Annotated in this window: 20 protein-coding genes; 17 read left to right on the forward strand and 3 right to left on the reverse strand. The window is 72.2% G+C overall.

The window, feature by feature from the left end; translation table 11 throughout:
* Window positions 1-246: 246 nt before the first annotated feature.
* Both ABIE38_RS03200 and ABIE38_RS03205 read right to left on the reverse strand, forming a co-directional pair.
* The gene (locus ABIE38_RS03200) at window positions 247-879 is read right to left on the reverse strand and encodes a response regulator (RefSeq protein ID WP_354053976.1); all 633 of its coding nucleotides are present in this window, start codon (window positions 877-879) and stop codon (window positions 247-249) included.
* Complete coding sequence (locus tag ABIE38_RS03205) at window positions 876-2,102, reverse strand: sensor histidine kinase (RefSeq protein WP_354053977.1); 1,227 nt, start codon at window positions 2,100-2,102, stop codon at window positions 876-878. The genes ABIE38_RS03200 and ABIE38_RS03205 overlap by 4 nt, the downstream gene beginning before the upstream one ends.
* Before the next feature lie 154 nt (window positions 2,103-2,256).
* Between ABIE38_RS03205 and ABIE38_RS03210 the strand changes: the two genes are divergently transcribed.
* Both ABIE38_RS03210 and ABIE38_RS03215 read left to right on the forward strand, forming a co-directional pair.
* On the forward strand, window positions 2,257-3,297 hold the full coding sequence (locus ABIE38_RS03210; protein WP_354053978.1) for an FtsX-like permease family protein: 1,041 nt from the start codon (window positions 2,257-2,259) through the stop codon (window positions 3,295-3,297).
* Window positions 3,298-3,362: 65 nt separating this feature from the next.
* Complete coding sequence (locus tag ABIE38_RS03215; protein WP_354053979.1) at window positions 3,363-4,109, forward strand: ABC transporter ATP-binding protein; 747 nt, start codon at window positions 3,363-3,365, stop codon at window positions 4,107-4,109.
* Here ABIE38_RS03215 and ABIE38_RS03220 read toward each other — a convergent pair.
* A complete protein-coding gene (locus ABIE38_RS03220; RefSeq protein ID WP_017836078.1) occupies window positions 4,106-4,465 on the reverse strand; it encodes an Rv2640c family ArsR-like transcriptional regulator in 360 nt (119 codons plus the stop codon). The two genes, ABIE38_RS03215 and ABIE38_RS03220, sit on opposite strands and share 4 nt — an antisense overlap.
* A 100-nt stretch (window positions 4,466-4,565) precedes the next feature.
* On the opposite strand from ABIE38_RS03220, the gene ABIE38_RS03225 reads away from it, so the two are divergent.
* From ABIE38_RS03225 to trpC, 15 genes are all read left to right on the forward strand, one after another.
* A complete protein-coding gene (locus ABIE38_RS03225) occupies window positions 4,566-5,006 on the forward strand; it encodes an ArsI/CadI family heavy metal resistance metalloenzyme (protein WP_354053980.1) in 441 nt (146 codons plus the stop codon).
* A gap of 140 nt (window positions 5,007-5,146) precedes the next feature.
* Window positions 5,147-6,487 (forward strand): histidinol dehydrogenase, encoded by a 1,341-nt coding sequence (gene hisD, locus ABIE38_RS03230; protein ID WP_354053981.1) that lies wholly within the window; start codon window positions 5,147-5,149, stop codon window positions 6,485-6,487.
* A complete protein-coding gene (locus ABIE38_RS03235) occupies window positions 6,484-7,620 on the forward strand; it encodes a histidinol-phosphate transaminase (RefSeq protein WP_354053982.1) in 1,137 nt (378 codons plus the stop codon). Before hisD ends, ABIE38_RS03235 begins: the two co-directional genes overlap by 4 nt.
* Window positions 7,617-8,240, forward strand: a complete 624-nt coding sequence (gene hisB, locus ABIE38_RS03240; protein WP_179525136.1) for an imidazoleglycerol-phosphate dehydratase HisB — start codon at window positions 7,617-7,619, stop codon at window positions 8,238-8,240. The genes ABIE38_RS03235 and hisB overlap by 4 nt, the downstream gene beginning before the upstream one ends.
* Window positions 8,241-8,247: 7 nt before the next feature.
* Complete coding sequence (locus ABIE38_RS03245; RefSeq protein ID WP_354053983.1) at window positions 8,248-9,495, forward strand: MFS transporter; 1,248 nt, start codon at window positions 8,248-8,250, stop codon at window positions 9,493-9,495.
* Window positions 9,492-10,154, forward strand: a complete 663-nt coding sequence (hisH, locus tag ABIE38_RS03250) for an imidazole glycerol phosphate synthase subunit HisH (protein WP_354053984.1) — start codon at window positions 9,492-9,494, stop codon at window positions 10,152-10,154. Before ABIE38_RS03245 ends, hisH begins: the two co-directional genes overlap by 4 nt.
* Window positions 10,147-10,485: a hypothetical protein gene (locus ABIE38_RS03255; RefSeq protein WP_354053985.1), complete on the forward strand. Its 339-nt coding sequence runs from the start codon at window positions 10,147-10,149 to the stop codon at window positions 10,483-10,485. Before hisH ends, ABIE38_RS03255 begins: the two co-directional genes overlap by 8 nt.
* Window positions 10,485-11,240, forward strand: a complete 756-nt coding sequence (gene priA, locus ABIE38_RS03260; protein ID WP_354053986.1) for a bifunctional 1-(5-phosphoribosyl)-5-((5-phosphoribosylamino)methylideneamino)imidazole-4-carboxamide isomerase/phosphoribosylanthranilate isomerase PriA — start codon at window positions 10,485-10,487, stop codon at window positions 11,238-11,240. Before ABIE38_RS03255 ends, priA begins: the two co-directional genes overlap by 1 nt.
* A gap of 60 nt (window positions 11,241-11,300) precedes the next feature.
* A complete protein-coding gene (locus tag ABIE38_RS03265; protein ID WP_354053987.1) occupies window positions 11,301-12,215 on the forward strand; it encodes an inositol monophosphatase family protein in 915 nt (304 codons plus the stop codon).
* A 7-nt stretch (window positions 12,216-12,222) separates the two neighbouring features.
* Window positions 12,223-12,996 carry an imidazole glycerol phosphate synthase subunit HisF gene (gene hisF, locus ABIE38_RS03270; protein WP_354053988.1) on the forward strand — a complete coding sequence of 258 codons (774 nt, stop codon included), beginning with the start codon at window positions 12,223-12,225 and terminating at the stop codon, window positions 12,994-12,996.
* Complete coding sequence (gene hisI, locus ABIE38_RS03275) at window positions 12,993-13,346, forward strand: phosphoribosyl-AMP cyclohydrolase (protein ID WP_354053989.1); 354 nt, start codon at window positions 12,993-12,995, stop codon at window positions 13,344-13,346. The genes hisF and hisI overlap by 4 nt, the downstream gene beginning before the upstream one ends.
* A 4-nt stretch (window positions 13,347-13,350) precedes the next feature.
* Entirely contained in the window at window positions 13,351-13,530 is a 180-nt protein-coding gene (locus tag ABIE38_RS03280; RefSeq protein WP_354053990.1) for a tautomerase family protein, read from the forward strand.
* Window positions 13,527-15,104: an anthranilate synthase component I gene (locus ABIE38_RS03285; protein WP_354053991.1), complete on the forward strand. Its 1,578-nt coding sequence runs from the start codon at window positions 13,527-13,529 to the stop codon at window positions 15,102-15,104. The genes ABIE38_RS03280 and ABIE38_RS03285 overlap by 4 nt, the downstream gene beginning before the upstream one ends.
* Window positions 15,101-15,745 (forward strand): TIGR02234 family membrane protein, encoded by a 645-nt coding sequence (locus ABIE38_RS03290; protein ID WP_354053992.1) that lies wholly within the window; start codon window positions 15,101-15,103, stop codon window positions 15,743-15,745. The genes ABIE38_RS03285 and ABIE38_RS03290 overlap by 4 nt, the downstream gene beginning before the upstream one ends.
* A 99-nt stretch (window positions 15,746-15,844) precedes the next feature.
* Complete coding sequence (trpC, locus tag ABIE38_RS03295) at window positions 15,845-16,657, forward strand: indole-3-glycerol phosphate synthase TrpC (protein ID WP_179525147.1); 813 nt, start codon at window positions 15,845-15,847, stop codon at window positions 16,655-16,657.
* Window positions 16,658-16,709 lie beyond the last annotated feature (52 nt).

The raw sequence follows: 16,709 nt of genomic DNA on the forward strand, positions 1-16,709 counted from the left end.
CACCCGATCAGAGCTGGGGACTCGGCCGCATACCGGGGGCTCGCTTCAAAGGTGGCTGGGGCCCCGGTGAGAGTGGCGGTTATCTCGTGCGACAGTTCGGGATAGTGCCGGCCGCAGAAGGGGAGTTGGCCGTGGCCATCGCGGTCGAATCAGCGTCATTCGACGAGGGCGTCGGGACACTCTCTGGAGTAGCGGATGCGCTTGCTCTACGGCTTCCTTCGATCCAGGGTGGGCGGTGCTGATCGGCTACACCACCCCGAGCTCGCGGGCCCTGGCCACCGCGGCCGTCCGGGACGTCACACCGAGTTTGTCGAACACGTGCACGAGGTGCGTCTTGACCGTCGCCTCGGACACGTGCAGGGACATCGCGACCTGCCGATTGGTCTCGCCCGTCGCCACCGCTCGCAGCACGTCCACCTCGCGATCGGTCAACACCGGCCGAGGGGCGCGCAGCCGGTTCATCAGCGTGGCGGCGACAGTGGGGGAGAGCGCGCTCTCCCCGGCCGCGGCGGCGCGGACGGCGGCCAGCAGCTCGTCGGGGCCGGCGTCCTTGAGGAGGTAGCCGCAGGCCCCCGCCTCGATCGCGCCGATGATGTCCGCATCGGTGTCGTGACTGGTCAGCACCAGGACCTGCGGCGGCGACTCGAGGGCGCGAAGTCGCTGGGTCGCCCTGACCCCCGCGGAGGCGTCACCCGCGAAGCGCAGGTCCATGAGCACCACGTCCACGTCGCCGATCCGCGCCCGCTCGACAGCACCGTCAGCGGTGGGGACGTCGGCCACCACCTCGATGGCGGGGTCCGACGCGACCAACGCGCGAAGGCCTGTCCGGACCACCGCGTGATCGTCCGCGATCAGAACGCGCACGCTCGTCGTCGTCATATCCCCGAGCCTCCCACCGCCGTCGGCAGCACGGCGCGGATCGTGGTCCCCGTTCCGGTCCCGGAGCTCACGTCGAACTCTCCTCCCAGCCCCGCCACCCGACGCGCCATCCCGTCCAGACCGAACGATGCGGTGGGCCGCGGCGCGGCGACGTCGAAACCCCGACCGTCATCGCGTACCTCGAGCGCGACCGCGGTGGAGGAACCGGTCAGCTCCACCTCCACCCTCGAGGGTGAGGCGTGTGCGACCGCGTTGGCCAACGCCTCCTGCGCCACGCGGACGAGCACGGCCGCGACCTCGGCGGGAGGGTCGGACTCGAGGGAACAGTCGGCGGTCACCTCGATCCCAGGATGCTCTGCGCGTGTCCGCTCCGCCACGCGGCCCAATGCGCCCGCGAGCGACACGCCGTCGAGTGGAGCGGGCCGTAGCGCGGCGATGAGACGGCGGGTCTCGGTGAGGTTCACGCCGGCCACCTCTCGCGCGAGGCGGGTCTGGTCGACGGCCGGGTGCGAGGGATCGGCGCGCTCGACGGCGTGCAGCAGCATCCCGATGCTCGCGAGCCCCTGGGCGACGGTGTCGTGGATCTCGCCGGCCAGGCGGGCCCGCTCGGACTCGCGGCCCACCTCGCGCTGGTGTCGAGCCAGCTCGGAGCGGGTCCTGACCAGCTCGGCGATCACCTCGCGCCGTGCCCGGGACTCCCGGTCGAGCGCCCGGACACCGGTGGCCAGTCCCACCGCCACGAGCGCCCCCACCGCGGGGCCCACGACCCCGGCGGGAGTAAACCCGCCGTGCATCCCCAGAGCCACCACAGCCACGGTGGCGAGCGCCGCGACCGCCGCGACCCCGGCCCACACGGCCAGAAGGAACTGGGCCAGGAAGAACAACGGGAACGCCAGGTAGGCGGCCTCCGGCACCCTGACCACCAGGACCGACCACAGCGCCAGCACCGCGGCGAGCCACCACAGCCGCGCGGTCCGGCCGGTCCCGTGCAGGCGGTCCCACACAGTCCCCGCCAGGTACACGACGGTGAAACCGACCGCGGCCACCACAGCCACGAGGTCCGGTTCGCCGGCCGTGTCCCGATGTGCGCTGACCAGCGTGAACGCGAGCAGCGCCGCCACGAGGGTGTGCAGGGCCACCTGCAGCTGGGTGAAGACCGCGCGCACCGCGGCCGATTCGGGAGGCAGCTCTGTGCTCGCTCGGGGGCGGGAAGGGCCGGTCACCCGGTCGACGCTAGCCGCCGCGGTCGCCCCGGGCATCCATCGAAGGATGGATGCGGCGCTCCATCTTCCTGGTTCCCGGGACCATCCGCTCGGGGGATTCGTAGGACCCGGCCGGCGACGAACCTGGACGCATACCACCACGAGAGGAAACCCCATGTTCTTCGCACTCCGCGACCTGCGCACCGCGCGGGGCCGCTTCGCGCTCATCACGGGCGTCGTCCTGCTGCTGTCCGTGCTGGTCGCCGGCCTGCTCGGGCTCACCGCGGGCCTGGCGCACCAGAGTGTGTCCGCGCTGCGGGCCCTGGGTAGCGGGGACGCGACCTTCGTCCTGCCCGCCGACGAGGACGGGGCCGTCGACCTCGATCGCGCCGCCCTCACCGGCGAGCAGGTGGGCCGGGTGACCGCCGCCGACCCCTCGGCCGTCCCCCTCGGCGTCGCCCGCATCCGCGTGGACGACGGGACCGAGACCGGCGCCTCGGCCGTCGCCGTGGGTCTCGGCGGCCCCGTGGGATCGGTGGCCCCGCCGGCATCGGGGGAGGTGCTGACCTCTACAGGTGTCGACGACGAGGTGGGCGCCGGCGCGACCGAGCTCAGGATCGAGGGCAGTGCGCTACGCGTCACCGGAGGGGTCGGCGACCTGTGGCATTCGCACACCCCCGTCGTCGTCACCGACCTGGCCACGTGGGCCGAGCTCGCTCCTCGCGGTGGGGCGGCCACCGCCGTCGCCGTCTCGTCCGAGGGCTCGGTGACCCAGCCCGGTCTGGCGGCGGTCGACCCCGAGGGCCTGGTGTCCTCGTTGCCCTCACACCGCGCCGAGAACACCTCGCTGAACACCATGACGTACATGCTGCTGGCGGTCACCGCACTGGTCGTTGGTGCGTTCTTCGCCGTCTGGGGGATGCAGCGCCGCCGCGACGTCGCGGTGCTCAAGGCCCTGGGTTCGTCCACCGCAGCGGTGGTGCGCGACTCCGTCGGTCAGGCGGCCATCGTCCTGGCGGTGGGCGTTTCAGGCGGCGTGGGGATCGCCGCGCTGTTCGGAATGGTCGCGGGCGGGGCGGTGCCCTACGTCGTCTCGCCCGCCACCACCGTGTACCCCGCCGTGCTCCTGGCGGTCCTCGGGCTGGCCGGAGCCGCCGTCTCTCTGCGCCCCGTCGTCTCCGCGGACCCCGCCACCGCACTCGGTGCGCTCCGGTGAGCCGGAGCCCCATCCGCGACGGCGCGACCTCGTCGTCACACCCTCTACCTCTCCAGGAGAACCCCATGTCCCATGCCACTGTTCGCTGCGCCGCTGACCCCGATGCCACCGCGACCGCGGGGTTGCGGATGGAGGACGTCGTCCTGACCTACCCCGACGGCGACGGCCGGCTCACCGCCGTGGACCACGTCTCGTGCGGGATCGACCGCGGCCGCAGTCTCGCGGTGACCGGACCCTCCGGCTCGGGCAAGTCCAGTCTGCTGGCCGCCGCGGCCACGCTCACCCCGCCGGATTCGGGCCACGTGTGGCTGGCGACCCGCGACGGCGAGGTGGACCTGGCGGCGGCGAGCGCTCGACGGGCGGCCGAGCTGCGCCGGACGGAGATCGGCATCGTCTTCCAACAGTCCAACCTGGTCGAGTCCCTCACCGCGCGCGAGCAACTCGAGGCCATGGCGTGGCTCGGCGGGCGGCCGTCGCGGGCCCGCCGCGCCGAGGTGCGTGAGCGTGCCGACGCGTTGCTCGACAGGGTGGGCCTCGGTCCGATGGCCGGCCGTCCGGTGGGAGCACTGTCGGGAGGTCAGCGCCAACGGGTGGCCGTCGCACGAGCGCTGGTCAACGGCCCGTCGGTGCTTTTGGCGGACGAGCCGACCAGTGCCCTGGACTCGGAATCGGGCGCCGTCGTGGTGGACCTGCTCCTGGGCACGGCGCGGGAGTTCAACGTGGCGCTGATGCTCGTCACGCACGACCACGCGGTGGCGGCGCGATGTGATGCCCGCGTGCACCTGGTGGACGGGGCGGTCCGGCCCGGCTAGGTGCAGCAGTTCGGGTCGAGCGCGGCGCGCAGGGCGTCGATCGCCGATCCGCGGGCACGGTGGAACACGCTCATCCCGCGCCGCTCCGACTCGATCATCCCGGCCTCGCGGAGCCGGCCCAGGTGATGGGACGTGGTGGACTCGGCGACGCCGGTGGCCGCGGCCAGGTCTCCCGTGCGGACTTCGCCGTCGTCACTGGTGAGCAGGAGAGAGAGGAGCCGGATACGGACCGGGTCGGCGAGGGCCTTGAGTCGCAGCGCGATCTCCACGGCGTCCTCGTGGCCGATCGGCCCCGCCGACACGGGCGCGCAGCAGACCGGCGAGCTGACGTCGAGGAGGGGCAGGGCCTTGGGCATGCCCGTGAGTATAGCCAGGCTTCTTGACGAACATCGAAAAGGCTGGTTTCCTGGGCGGTGCACAAATTCGATATTCATCTCAGAGGTAGGGGTTCCGACCATGTCCCGTGTACAACTCGCCCTCAACGTCGACGACGTCGACGAGGCCGTCCGGTTCTACTCGACGCTCTTCGGCGTCGAACCCGCCAAGCGCAAGCCCGGTTACGCCAACTTCGTGGTGGAGCAGCCGCCCCTCAAGCTGGTCCTGCTCGAGAACCCGGGCCAGGGGGGCTCGCTCAACCACCTGGGCGTCGAGGTCGAGTCCAGCGAGCAGGTCCACGGTGAGATCGCGCGACTGACCGACGCCGGCCTGTTCACCGACGAGGAGATCGGCACCACCTGCTGCTTCGCCACCCAGGACAAGGTCTGGGTCACCGGCCCCGGGGGTGAGCGGTGGGAGGTCTACACCGTCCTCGCCGACTCGGAGACGTTCGGGACCTCGCCGGTGGTGGGCGACGACACCAGGAACGACGACGACGAGGCCGGCATGTGCTGCGCGTGAGCGGTCGGAGGGTGCGCTCGACCGCGTCCACGACACCCGCGTGGGTGGCATGAGGGAGGCCCGGGCCCGGGCGCACCTAGACTGGTTCGCGGCCGTCGGCCGGTTGCTCGGCGTCCCGTGATCAAAGGAAAGGCCACACCATGCTCTCCCGCATCGACCTGCGCGGTCGCACCCTCGGTACCGCCGAGCTGCGTCGCACGCTCCCGCGAGGCGCCGCCGACGTCGACTCCGTCGTCGACACCGTCCGCCCGGTGGTCGAGGCGATCCGGGAGCACGGGGCCTCCGCCGCGCTCGACTACGGCGAGAAGTTCGACCAGGTGCGGCCCAGCTCGGTCCGGGTCCCCGCCGAGCTCATCACCGAAGCCGGCGAGGCCCTCGACCCCGACGTGCGCGCGGCGCTGGTCGAGGCCATCCGCCGCGCGAGGATCGTCCACTCCGCACAGCGGCGCTCGGACACCGTCACCGAGGTCGCCGCCGGCGGCTTCGTCACCGAGAAGTGGGTGCCCGTCGAGCGGGTGGGCCTCTACGTTCCCGGCGGCAAGGCCGTGTACCCGTCGAGCGTCATCATGAACGTCGTGCCGGCGCAGGTCGCGGGTGTCGGCTCGCTCGTGGTGGCCTCCCCGCCCCAGGCCGACTCCGGTGGCTGGCCGCACCCCACCATCCTCGGCGCCTGCGCGCTGCTCGGCGTGGACGAGGTCTGGGCCGTCGGCGGCGCCCAGGCTGTGGCCCTGCTCGCCCACGGCGGCGAGGACACCGACGGCCGGGAGCTCGAGCCCGTCGACATGGTCACCGGACCCGGCAACGTCTACGTCACCGCCGCCAAGCGACTGTGTCGCAGCGTCGTGGGGATCGACTCGGAGGCCGGCCCCACGGAGATCGCCGTCCTGGCCGACCACACGGCCGACCCGGTGCACATCGCCTACGACCTCATCAGCCAGGCCGAGCACGACCCCGATGCGGCGAGCGTGCTCGTCACCGATTCGGTGCAGCTCGCGGACGCCGTCGCCCGGGAGGTCGAGGCCCGCTACACCGTCACCCTCAATGCCGATCGCGTCCGCGAGGCGCTCGAGGGCCCGCAGTCGGGCATCGTCCTGGTGGACGACATCGACGCCGGCCTGCGCGTGGTCGACGCGTACGCGGCCGAGCACCTGGAGGTGCAGACCCGCGACTCCGCCGCCGATGCCGCCCGGGTGCGCAACGCCGGGGCGATCTTCGTGGGCGCCTACTCCCCGGTTCCGCTCGGCGACTACGCGGCGGGCTCGAACCACGTCCTGCCCACGTCGGGCACCGCCCGGCACTCGTCCGGGCTGAGTGTGCAGACCTTCCTGCGCGGTATCCACGTCATCGACTACGACCGCGCCGCGCTCAAGGAGATCGCCCCGACAGTCGTCGCGCTCGCCGACGCCGAGCGGCTCCCGGCCCACGGCGAGGCCGTCCGGGCCCGCTTCGAGGACCTCACCGCCGAGGAGGAGGACCAGTGACCGGCACCCCCCGGCCCGGAGTCGGCCTGGACGCGCTGCCGCTGCGCGAGAACCTGCGCGGCAAGAGCGCCTACGGAGCCCCGCAACTCGAGGTGCCGGTGCAGCTCAACACCAACGAGAACCCGCACCCGCCCAGTGCTGCACTGGTCGCCGACATCGCCGACGCGGTGTCCGCGGCGGCGGCCGACCTCAACCGTTACCCGGACCGGGACGCCGTCGACCTGCGCACCGACCTCGCCGCCTACCTCGCGCGGCAGACCGGGGTCGAGGTGGACGTCGACATGGTGTGGGCGGCCAACGGCTCCAACGAGATCCTCCAGCAATTGCTCCAGGCCTTCGGCGGGCCCGGGCGCAGTGCGATGGGCTTCGTCCCCAGCTACTCCATGCACCCGATCCTCGCTGCGGGCACGGACACCGAGTGGATCCCGGTCGACAGGGGCGCGGACCTGGCGATCGACGTCGAGGCTGCGCTGGCGGCGATCGCCGGGCACCGCCCCGACGTCGTCTTCCTCACCACGCCCAACAACCCGACGGGCCACGTGATCGAGCTCGACGACCTTCGGCGGCTGATCGACGCGGCTCCGGGAATCGTCGTGGTCGACGAGGCGTACGCGGAGTTCTCCCCGTCGCCGAGCGCGTGCACGCTCCTGGCCGAGTACCCGGCGAAGCTGGTCGTCTCGCGCACCATGAGCAAGGCCTTCGCCTTCGCCGGCGGGCGGCTCGGGTACTTCGCGGCCGACCCCTCGTTCGTCGACGCCGTGCTGCTCGTCCGCCTGCCGTACCACCTGTCGGTGATCGCGCAGGCCGCCGCCGCGGCCGCGCTGCGCCACGCCGAGGAGACCCTGGCGTCGGTCGCCCTGCTGGCCGAGGAGCGCAAGCGCGTCACCGCGGGACTCGAGGCGCTCGGTTACGACGTGCTGCCCAGCGAGGCCAACTTCGTGCTCTACGGGCCCTTCGTGGACGCGCCACGCGCGTGGCGACGCTACCTCGACGCGGGCGTGCTCATCCGCGACGTGGGCATCCCCGGCCGTCTTCGTGCGACCATCGGGCTGGAGAGCGAGAACGACAGGCTGCTGCAGGTGAGCGCCGAGTTGGCGGGAACAGAGATCACCACGACGAGGGAGAGACGATGAGCGAGCAGGGCGGACGCGTCGGTCGCGTCGAGCGCACCACCAGGGAGTCGTCGATCGTCGTCGAGATCGACCTCGACGGCACCGGCCGGACGGAGATCGCCACCGGCGTCCCGTTCTTCGATCACATGCTCACCGCGTTCGGCCAGCACGGCGCGTTCGACCTCACGGTCCGGGCGACGGGCGACGTCGAGATCGAGGCACACCACACCGTCGAGGACACCGCCATCGTGCTGGGCCAGGCGCTCGGGAAGGCACTGGGCGACAAGCGGGGCATCCGCCGCTTCGGTCAGTGTTCGATCCCCATGGACGAGACGCTCGCCGAGGCGGTCGTCGACGTCTCCGGGCGCCCGTACTGCGTCCACACGGGGGAGCCCGACGTCATGATCGGCTACGTCGTCGTGGGCCACGACAGCGCGCCGTACGGCACCGTGCTCAACCGGCACGTGTTCGAGACCCTCGCGTCGCACGCCCGCATCGCGCTGCACGTCCGCGTGCACTACGGGCGCGACCCCCACCACATCACCGAGGCGGAGTACAAGGCCGTCGCCCGGGCGCTGCGCGCCGCGGTGGAACCGGATCCGCGGATCAGCGGGATCCCCTCGACCAAGGGCGCTCTGTGATGGCGAAGTGACCGCGGGGGTCGAGAAGCCGGGCGCGTTCGCACAGCTGGCCCGGACCCCCGGCGTGCCGGCGGCGTTCGTCCTGGTCCTCCTCGCCTTCGGCGGCTTCTCGCTGCTCCTGCCCGTGGTGCCACTCGCCGTGGTCCGGGGTGGGGGCAGCGAGTTGGTCGCCGGTGCCACCACCGGTGTGTTCATGACGGTCACCGTGCTGGTCCAACTCCTCACCCCGAGGATCACCGCGGCGATCGGCTACCGCTGGGTGCTCGCGATCGGCAGCGCGCTCCTCGGCCTGCCCTCTGGGCTGCTCGCCCTGTTCGACGGGCCGTTCGCGGTGCTCGCGGTCAGCGGCGTGCGTGGGGCGGGCTTCGGCATGATGACGGTCGCCGGCTCCGCACTGGTCGCGGAGCTCGCGCCACCCGGGATGCTCGGCCGCGCCACCTCGCTGATCGGCCTGGCGGTGGGGATCTCCGAGGCCATCTTCCTGCCCGTCGGGCTGTGGCTTCTGGAGGTCTTCGGTCTGGCCACGGTCGCGTGGAGCGCGACGGCGTTCGGCGTGGTCGGTCTGCTCGCGGCGGCACGACTCCCCGACGTGCACCCCGCTCCCGCGAGGCCTTCCGACCCGTCCGCACTCGGCCGCCGGGCGATGCTCGTCCTGCTCGCCGGGCCGTTCCTGGTCATGGTGGCGGTGTCGCTGCCGTACGGCGCCGCCGCGTCGTTCCTCTCGCCCGCCCTGGACTCGATCGTCTCGGGCAGCGGCGCGGTCGTCGCGGGGGTCGGGCTCGGATTGCTCGGGGTGGGCGTGATCGTCGGGCGCACCTTCGCGGGCCTCGTCTCCGATCGGCGCGGTCCCGGCGCCCTGGTCTGGCCCGGACTGGCGGTCTCGGCGCTCGGCATGGCCGGCATCGCCGGCCTGCTGTCGGTGTCGGCGAACCCGTGGTGGTTCATCGCCCCGACCGTGGTGTTCGGACTCGGGTTCGGCGCCGTGCAGAACGAGGCGCTCGTCGCCTCGTTCGAGCGGATGCCGCGCTCGCGCCTGGGGACCGCGTCCGCCTCGTGGAACATCTCCTTCGACGCGGGCACGGGTCTCGGGTCGGTGGTCATGGGCGGCGTCGCCGGCTTCGGATACGTCGTCCTGTTCACGGTCGCGGCCGGCGTCGTCCTGCTCGTGGGTGGCCCGGCGGCGGTGGGCGCCCGGCGCACCCGGCCGACGCGTGATCTGACCTCGCCCGCCACGGACGATAAAGTGAGCCCATGACCTCACAGGCCCCGCAGGTGGCGCTCCTCGACTACGGCTCGGGCAACCTCCGCTCGGCCCATCGCGCGCTGGAGCGTGTCGGCGCCCGGGTCGAACTCACCTCCGATCCCCAGGTGGCCACCGAGGCGGACGCGCTCGTGGTCCCGGGGGTCGGCGCGTTCGCGGCCTGTATGGAGGGCCTCCGGGCGGTCAAGGGGCCGCGGATCATCGGCGAGCGTCTGGCCGGCGGTCGCCCCGTTCTGGGGATCTGTGTGGGTATGCAGGTCATGTTCGAGCGCGGGACGGAGTTCTCGGACGGCGAACACGCCGATTCCGGGGCGGCGGGCTGCGGCGAGTGGCCCGGCGTGGTCGAACGCCTCGAGGCCCCGGTGCTGCCGCACATGGGGTGGAACACCGTCGAGGCACCCGAGAAAAGCGTCCTGTTCGCCGGCATGCCCGCCGACGAGCGCTTCTACTTCGTCCACTCCTACGGGGTGCAGCGATGGGAGATGGAACCGTCCGACCACCTGACCCCGCCGGATGTCACCTGGGCCCGGCACGGCACGAGATTCATCGCCGCCGTGGAGAACGGCCCCCTGTCGGCCACCCAGTTCCACCCCGAGAAGTCGGGGGACGCCGGCCTGCAGCTGCTCGAGAACTGGATCAGATCCCTTGGCTGACCGCCGGGGCCGCCCGGCGCCCGTGTCGTTCGCGGTACTGGCGTTGGGTGTCTCCGGGGCGGGGGTGCTGTCCCTGGGTCTGACCGCCCTGGCGGTGGCACTGCTCCCGCTGCCACCGGTGGGACGGGCCGTCGTGGCGCTGGTCGGGGTGGTCCTGACGGTGGTGGCCATGGGGGTCGCGTCCACCCGCATCACCGACAGGGCGATTCGTGCCGAGTACGGGGACGAGCCCGCCGTCGAGGCCGGGGTCGGGTCCGGCGTGGACCCCGGGGAGCCGTCGGAACCCGTCGAGGGCGATGGGGAACGCCCCCGGGCGGACGGACTACGCTGATGCCCGTGACCAACGCTTCATACCTCGAACTCCTGCCCGCCGTGGACGTCGCCGACGGCCAGGCCGTCCGCCTGGTGCAGGGGGAGGCCGGGACCGAGACCTCGTACGGATCTCCCCTCGAGGCCGCGATGCAGTGGCAGCGGGACGGGGCCGAGTGGGTCCACCTGGTGGACCTCGACGCCGCCTTCGGTCGCGGGACCAACCGCGACCTCCTGGCCGAGGTCGTCGGCGCGCTCGACGTCAAGGTCGAGATGTCCGGTGGCATCCGCGACGACGACTCGCTGGAGGCCGCCCTCGCGACCGGCTGCGCCCGGGTCAATCTGGGGACCGCCGCTCTGGAGAACCCGGAGTGGTGCGCCTCCGCGATCGCCCGCCACGGGGACCGTATCGCGGTGGGGCTGGACGTCCGTGTGGTCGACGGCGAGCCCCGACTCCGTGGCCGCGGGTGGGTGTCCGACGGTGGCAACCTCTGGGAGGTGCTGGAGCGTCTCGACAAGGACGGGTGCGCGCGTTACGTCGTGACCGACGTCTCCAAGGACGGGATGCTGAGCGGTCCGAACCTCGAGATGCTCTCCCAGGTGTGCTCGGTCACCGCAGCGCCGGTGGTGGCGTCCGGCGGGGTGTCGTCCGTGGCCGACCTCGAGGCCATCGCGACGCTGGTGCCCGAGGGCGTCGAGGGCGCGATCGTGGGCAAGGCCCTCTACGCCGGTCGCTTCACCCTCCCCGAGGCGCTGGCCGCGGTGAGCGTCCGCTGAGCCGGCAGTGACCACCCGGTGGCTCCACCACACCCCATGACCTCGAGCAGGAGGCCCGAGATGACCGATCAGACCGGTAACACCCTGCCGACGGACCTGTCCGTCGACCCCGCGGAGGCGCTCGCGCTGGCGGCCCGCGTGCTCGAGGAGGTCACCCCCCGCTTCGTCGAGGGACTGGGTGCCGAGGGCACGCGCGCCAAGGGCTCGCGCAACGACTTCGCGACCGAGCTCGACCTCGAGTTGGAACGTCGCATCTCCGACGCCCTGCGCGAGGGCACCGGACTCGAGGTTCACGGCGAGGAGTTCGGCGGTCCGCCGGTCAACGAGGGCACCCTCTGGGTGGTCGACCCGATCGACGGCACGGCCAACTACTCCCTCGGCATCCCCACCACCGGCATCCTCGTCTCGCTGGTCCACGAGCGGCAGCCCGTCCTCGGGCTGACCTGGCTTCCGCTCCTCGGCATGCGGTTCACCTCGATCGCCGGGGGCCCGCTCAAGGAGAACGAGGAGGAGATCCCGCGGATCGCCGACGTCTCCATCCGCGACGTCGCGCTGGGCCTCGGGTCGCTGAACACCGGCGCCCGCACCACCTACCCGCCGGCCTATCGACGAGAGGTGTTCGAGCAGCTCACCCTCGACGCCGCCCGAACCCGCAAGTTCGGGTCGACAGGGGTCGACCTGTCGTTCGTGGGCTCCAGCCGGTTGTCCGCGGCGGTGAGCTTCGGGAACTACGCGTGGGACAACGCCGCGGGCGCCTCCCACATCCGCGCTGCCGGGGGAGTGGTCACCGATCTGACCGGTGAGCCGTGGTCGATCGACTCCCAGTCGATCCTCGCCGCCGGCCCGCGAGCGCACGCGGAGGTCCTCGGCACCATCCGCGAGCTCGGCGAGCCCGGCAACTTCTTCGAGGCGGGCCGTCGCCGGGCCACCCCCGGTCCCGACGGCAACCGTCCGTGGCTCGACGGGGAACGGTGACGCGGGCATGACACTCGCCACCCGGGTGATCCCGTGCCTCGACGTCGACGCGGGCCGCGTGGTCAAGGGAGTGAACTTCCTCGATCTGCGGGACGCCGGTGATCCGGTCGAGCTGGCCGCCGCCTACGACGCGCAGGGCGCGGACGAGCTGACCTTCCTCGACGTCACCGCGTCGTCCTCGGGGCGCGGAACCATGCTCGACGTGGTCACACGCACCGCGGAGCAGGTCTTCATCCCCCTCACCGTGGGGGGCGGGGTACGCGCTGCCGAGGACGTCGACCAGCTGCTCCGCGCCGGGGCGGACAAGGTCAGCGTCAACACCGCCGCGATCGCGCGTCCGGAGCTCCTCGAGGAGCTCAGCAGGCGCTTCGGTTCCCAGTGCATCGTCCTGTCCGTCGACGCGCGGACGGTGCCGGAGGGCGAGGCCCCCACACCGTCGGGGTGGGAGGTCACCACCCACGGCGGTCGCCGGGGCACCGGGATCGACGCCATCGAGTGGGCCCGGCGTGGCCAGGAGCTGGGGGTGGGGGAGATCCTGCTCAACTCGATGGACGCGGACGGCACCAAGGCGGGGTTCGACCTGGACATGGTCCGTGCGGTCCGCGCGGCCGTGACGATCCCCGTGATCGCCTCCGGCGGGGCCGGCGCGGTCGAGCACTTCGCCCCCGCGGTCGAGGCCGGCGCCGACGCGGTCCTCGCGGCGAGCGTCTTCCACTTCGGCGAGATGACGATCGGCGACGTGAAGAGGGCCATGGCGGCCGAGGGGATCACGGTCCGATGAGCGATCCAGCCCTGGACCCGTCAATCGCCGACCGGCTCACCCGGAACGCGGAGGGTCTGATCGCCGCTGTCGTGCAGGACGCGACCTCCGGTCGAGTCCTCATGATGGCGTGGATGGACGACGCCGCCCTCGCCGAGACGCTGGCCACGCGGCGCGGGGTGTACTTCTCGCGCTCGCGCGGGACGCGGTGGGTCAAGGGGGAGACCTCCGGCCACGTGCAGCACGTGCGCAGCGTGGAGATCGACTGCGACGGCGACACCGTCCTGCTGAAGGTGGACCAGACCGGGGCCGCCTGCCACAACGGCACGGTCAGCTGCTTCGACACCGACACACTCCTCGGGGAGGACTGAGCCCGTGCCCTTCATCCAGATCAACCAGCTCGACGGGATGGACCCCGAGTCCAAGGCCCGGGTGATCGAGGCCGTCACCGCCGCCTACGCCGAGGCCGCGGGCAAGGACCCGGCCAAGGTGTGGGTGCTCGTCAACGACATGCCGCACGACTCGTTCGGGATCGGCGGCCGGGTCGTCGGATGAGCACCAGGACCACCACCTTCGAGCAGTTCCGGGCGCTCGCCTCGGGCCACCGGGTCGTCCCCGTGGTGCGTACGGTGCTCGCCGACTCCGAGACGCCGCTGTCCGCGTACGACAAACTCGCGGCCGACCGGCCCGGGACCTTCCTGTTGGAGTCGGCCGAACACGGCCGGTCATGGTCGCGGTGGTCGTTCATCGGCTGCGGGTCGGCCGCGGCGTTGACCGTGGACGACGCGGGTGAGGCCATGTGGCTGGGGAACGTGCCCGCGGGGGCGCCGACGGGTGGCGACCCGCTCGACGCCCTGCGCCGGACCCTCGACCTGTTGAGGACCGACCAGATCGCGGGCCTGCCGCCGCTGACGTCCGGGCTGGTGGGTTACCTCGGGTACGACATCGTCCGCCGACTCGAGCGCATCAGCCCCGACACCACCGACGACCTCCATGTCCCGGAGCTCGTCCAGATGCTGGCCACCGACCTGGCGGCGTTCGACCACCACGAGGGCCGGATCCACCTGATCGCCAACGCCGTAAACTGGGACGGCAGTGACGATCGGGTCGAGGAGGCCTACGCCGACGCGGTGGCCAGGGTGGATTCGATGACGGCGAGGCTCGCGGCCCCCGGCGCCGGCGGGGTCAGCGTGTTCGACACCCCGGATCCGCAGTTGCGCCGCCGCACCGACGAGTCGACCTACCACGCGCGGGTGGCCGACATCATCGAGCAGATCTACTCCGGGGAAGCCTTCCAGGTGGTGCTCAGTCAGCGCTTCGAGGTCGACACCTCGGCCTCGCCGCGGGACGTCTACCGCATCCTGCGCACCACCAATCCGAGCCCCTACATGTATCTGATGACGGTCCCGGACGGCAGCGGGGACGACGGCTTCGGTGGCACCGCGTTCACCATCGTCGGATCGAGCCCCGAGGCCCTGGTCAAGGTGCAGGACGGGCTGGCCACGACCCATCCGATCGCCGGGACCCGGCCGCGGGGTGACGACGACGAACACGACGTCCTGCTGGCCAAGGACCTCGTGGAGGACGCCAAGGAGAACGCCGAGCACCTGATGCTGGTGGACCTGGGTCGCAACGACCTCGGTCGCGTCTGCGAGCCGGGCTCCGTCGTGGTGACCGAGTTCCGCCAGGTCGAGCGGTACAGCCACGTCATGCACCTGGTCTCCACCGTGACGGGCCGCCTCGCGGAGGGGCGGACGGGCATCGACGCCGTCACGGCCTGCTTCCCGGCCGGAACCCTCTCGGGCTCGCCCAAACCACGCGCGCTGCAGATCATCGAGGATCTCGAGGACACCCGCCGCGGGGTCTACGGGGGAGTGGTCGGTTATGTGGACTTCGCGGGCAACGCCGATCAGGCGATCGCCATCAGGTCCGCGGTACTCAAGGACGGGACCGCCTACGTCCAGGCCGGTGCCGGGATCGTGGCGGACTCGGTCGCCGCGTCGGAGGACGAGGAGTGCCGCAACAAGGCGATGGCGGTCCTCCGGGCCGTCGCGGCGGCGGACACGTTGAGGCCCGCGGGCCCCACGGGTGACCCTGACGGCGCGGACACACCGGGGGAGGGCCGGTGACCCAGAAGGCCCGGCTCCGCATCCCCGTCGTGCTGCTGCTCCTCGGCGCCGTCATGCTGTGGATCGCCTCCCGGATGGTGTGGGTGGACGTGGTCGCGTTCAACGATCAGTCGGGGGAGGCCCGACGCAGTCTGACGGGTGCGCAGTGGCAGCCGGCGCTGGTCCCCTTGGCGGTGGGTGCTCTCGCCGCGGTGGCCGCGGTGGCCCTGGTCCGGGGGACGGGGGCCCGGGTGGTCGGGGCCGTCGTCGCCCTCCTGGGCCTGGCCACCGGCGCGCTGCTGGTCTCGACCGTCGGCGGTGTGGACCAGGGACGCGTCCACTCCACGGTGACGGGTGAGGAGGGGCTCGGCCGCACCAACGCGGGCCCGGGTGCGCCAGGCGCGCAGGCGGTGCCGGAGTGGTCGGAGATCACGGAGATCTCGACCCGGGCGCCCGGTCCGGTTCTCACCGGAGCCGGAGCACTGGCCCTCGTCGCGGCCGGAGCCGTCCCCCTGATCTGGCCGGCCCGGAGGGTTCAGCGGGATGACCGCTACGTGACCCCGGGGGCGCGCCGAGCTGACCCGGAGTCCGGCGGGGAGACCGCGGACACCGGTCGTGACCTGTGGCAGGAACTCGACGACGGACGCGATCCCACGGGCTGAGCATCCCCGACCGGGTCCCGATTCTCAGAACCCCGCCTGCTGCCTCTATTGTTGATCTCGATCACACTTCCTGCCCGAACACTGCAGAGGGAGGTCACGGTGGGTACCGTGCTCGACTCGATTATCGACGGGGTCCGCGAGGACGTCGCGGCCCGCGAGGCTGTCATCGACCTCACTGCGGTCAAGAAGGCGGCCCGGTCGGCGCCGGAACCGCGTGACGCGCTCAAGGCGCTCCGGGGCGCAGGGGTCGGCGTCATCGCCGAGGTCAAGCGTGCCAGTCCCTCGAAGGGGCCGCTCGCCGAGATCCCCGACCCCGCCGTGCTGGCCCGGATGTACGAGGAGGGCGGGGCCCGCGTCATCTCCTGCCTGACCGAGGAACGCCGCTTCAACGGCAGTCTGGCGGACCTGGACGCCGTCCGCCGCGCCGTCGACATCCCGGTGCTCCGCAAGGATTTCGTGGTGGGTCCGTACCAGATCCACGAGGCCCGGGCGCACGGCGCCGATCTCGTGCTGCTCATCGTGGCCGCCCTGGAGCAGGACGCGCTGGTGTCCCTGCTGGACCGGACGGAGTCGCTCGGGATGACGGCACTGGTGGAGGTGCACACGGAGGAGGAGGCGGATCGCGCCCTCGAGGCCGGCGCCACCGTCATCGGTGTCAACGCCCGAAACCTCAAGACCCTCGAGGTCGACCGCGACGTGTTCTCCCGCATCGCGCCCGGCCTGCCGTCCGGGGTGGTCAAGATCGCCGAGTCGGGCGTCCGTGACGCGTCCGACCTCCTGGCGTACGCCAGCGTGGGCGCGGACGCGGTGCTCGTCGGCGAGGGCCTGGTGACCAAGGGCGACCCGCGCGCGGCGTGCAACGCCCTGGCCACGGCGGGTTCCCACCCGTCCTGCCCGCAGGGACCCCGCTAGGCCCCCGTCGCACGCTTCCGGCAGACTGGGAGCCGTGAATTCTAACGAGCTG

It is taken from the genome of Dietzia sp. 2505, assembly GCF_040546785.1.
Lineage (GTDB): Bacteria > Actinomycetota > Actinomycetes > Mycobacteriales > Mycobacteriaceae > Dietzia.

Excerpts from the sequence above, each read along its gene's own strand:
- hisB (WP_179525136.1), top strand. The coding sequence starts at position 7,617 with ATGAGCGAGCAGGGCGGACGCGTCGGTCGCGTCGAGCGCACCACCAGG.
- ABIE38_RS03225 (WP_354053980.1), top strand. The coding sequence starts at position 4,566 with ATGTCCCGTGTACAACTCGCCCTCAACGTCGACGACGTCGACGAGGCC.
- ABIE38_RS03285 (WP_354053991.1), top strand. The coding sequence starts at position 13,527 with ATGAGCACCAGGACCACCACCTTCGAGCAGTTCCGGGCGCTCGCCTCG.
- ABIE38_RS03200 (WP_354053976.1), bottom strand. The coding sequence starts at position 879 with ATGACGACGACGAGCGTGCGCGTTCTGATCGCGGACGATCACGCGGTG.
- ABIE38_RS03215 (WP_354053979.1), top strand. The coding sequence starts at position 3,363 with ATGTCCCATGCCACTGTTCGCTGCGCCGCTGACCCCGATGCCACCGCG.
- hisI (WP_354053989.1), top strand. The coding sequence starts at position 12,993 with ATGAGCGATCCAGCCCTGGACCCGTCAATCGCCGACCGGCTCACCCGG.
- priA (WP_354053986.1), top strand. The coding sequence starts at position 10,485 with ATGCCCGTGACCAACGCTTCATACCTCGAACTCCTGCCCGCCGTGGAC.
- ABIE38_RS03220 (WP_017836078.1), bottom strand. The coding sequence starts at position 4,465 with ATGCCCAAGGCCCTGCCCCTCCTCGACGTCAGCTCGCCGGTCTGCTGC.
- ABIE38_RS03265 (WP_354053987.1), top strand. The coding sequence starts at position 11,301 with ATGACCGATCAGACCGGTAACACCCTGCCGACGGACCTGTCCGTCGAC.
- ABIE38_RS03210 (WP_354053978.1), top strand. The coding sequence starts at position 2,257 with ATGTTCTTCGCACTCCGCGACCTGCGCACCGCGCGGGGCCGCTTCGCG.
- hisF (WP_354053988.1), top strand. The coding sequence starts at position 12,223 with ATGACACTCGCCACCCGGGTGATCCCGTGCCTCGACGTCGACGCGGGC.
- hisD (WP_354053981.1), top strand. The coding sequence starts at position 5,147 with ATGCTCTCCCGCATCGACCTGCGCGGTCGCACCCTCGGTACCGCCGAG.
- hisH (WP_354053984.1), top strand. The coding sequence starts at position 9,492 with ATGACCTCACAGGCCCCGCAGGTGGCGCTCCTCGACTACGGCTCGGGC.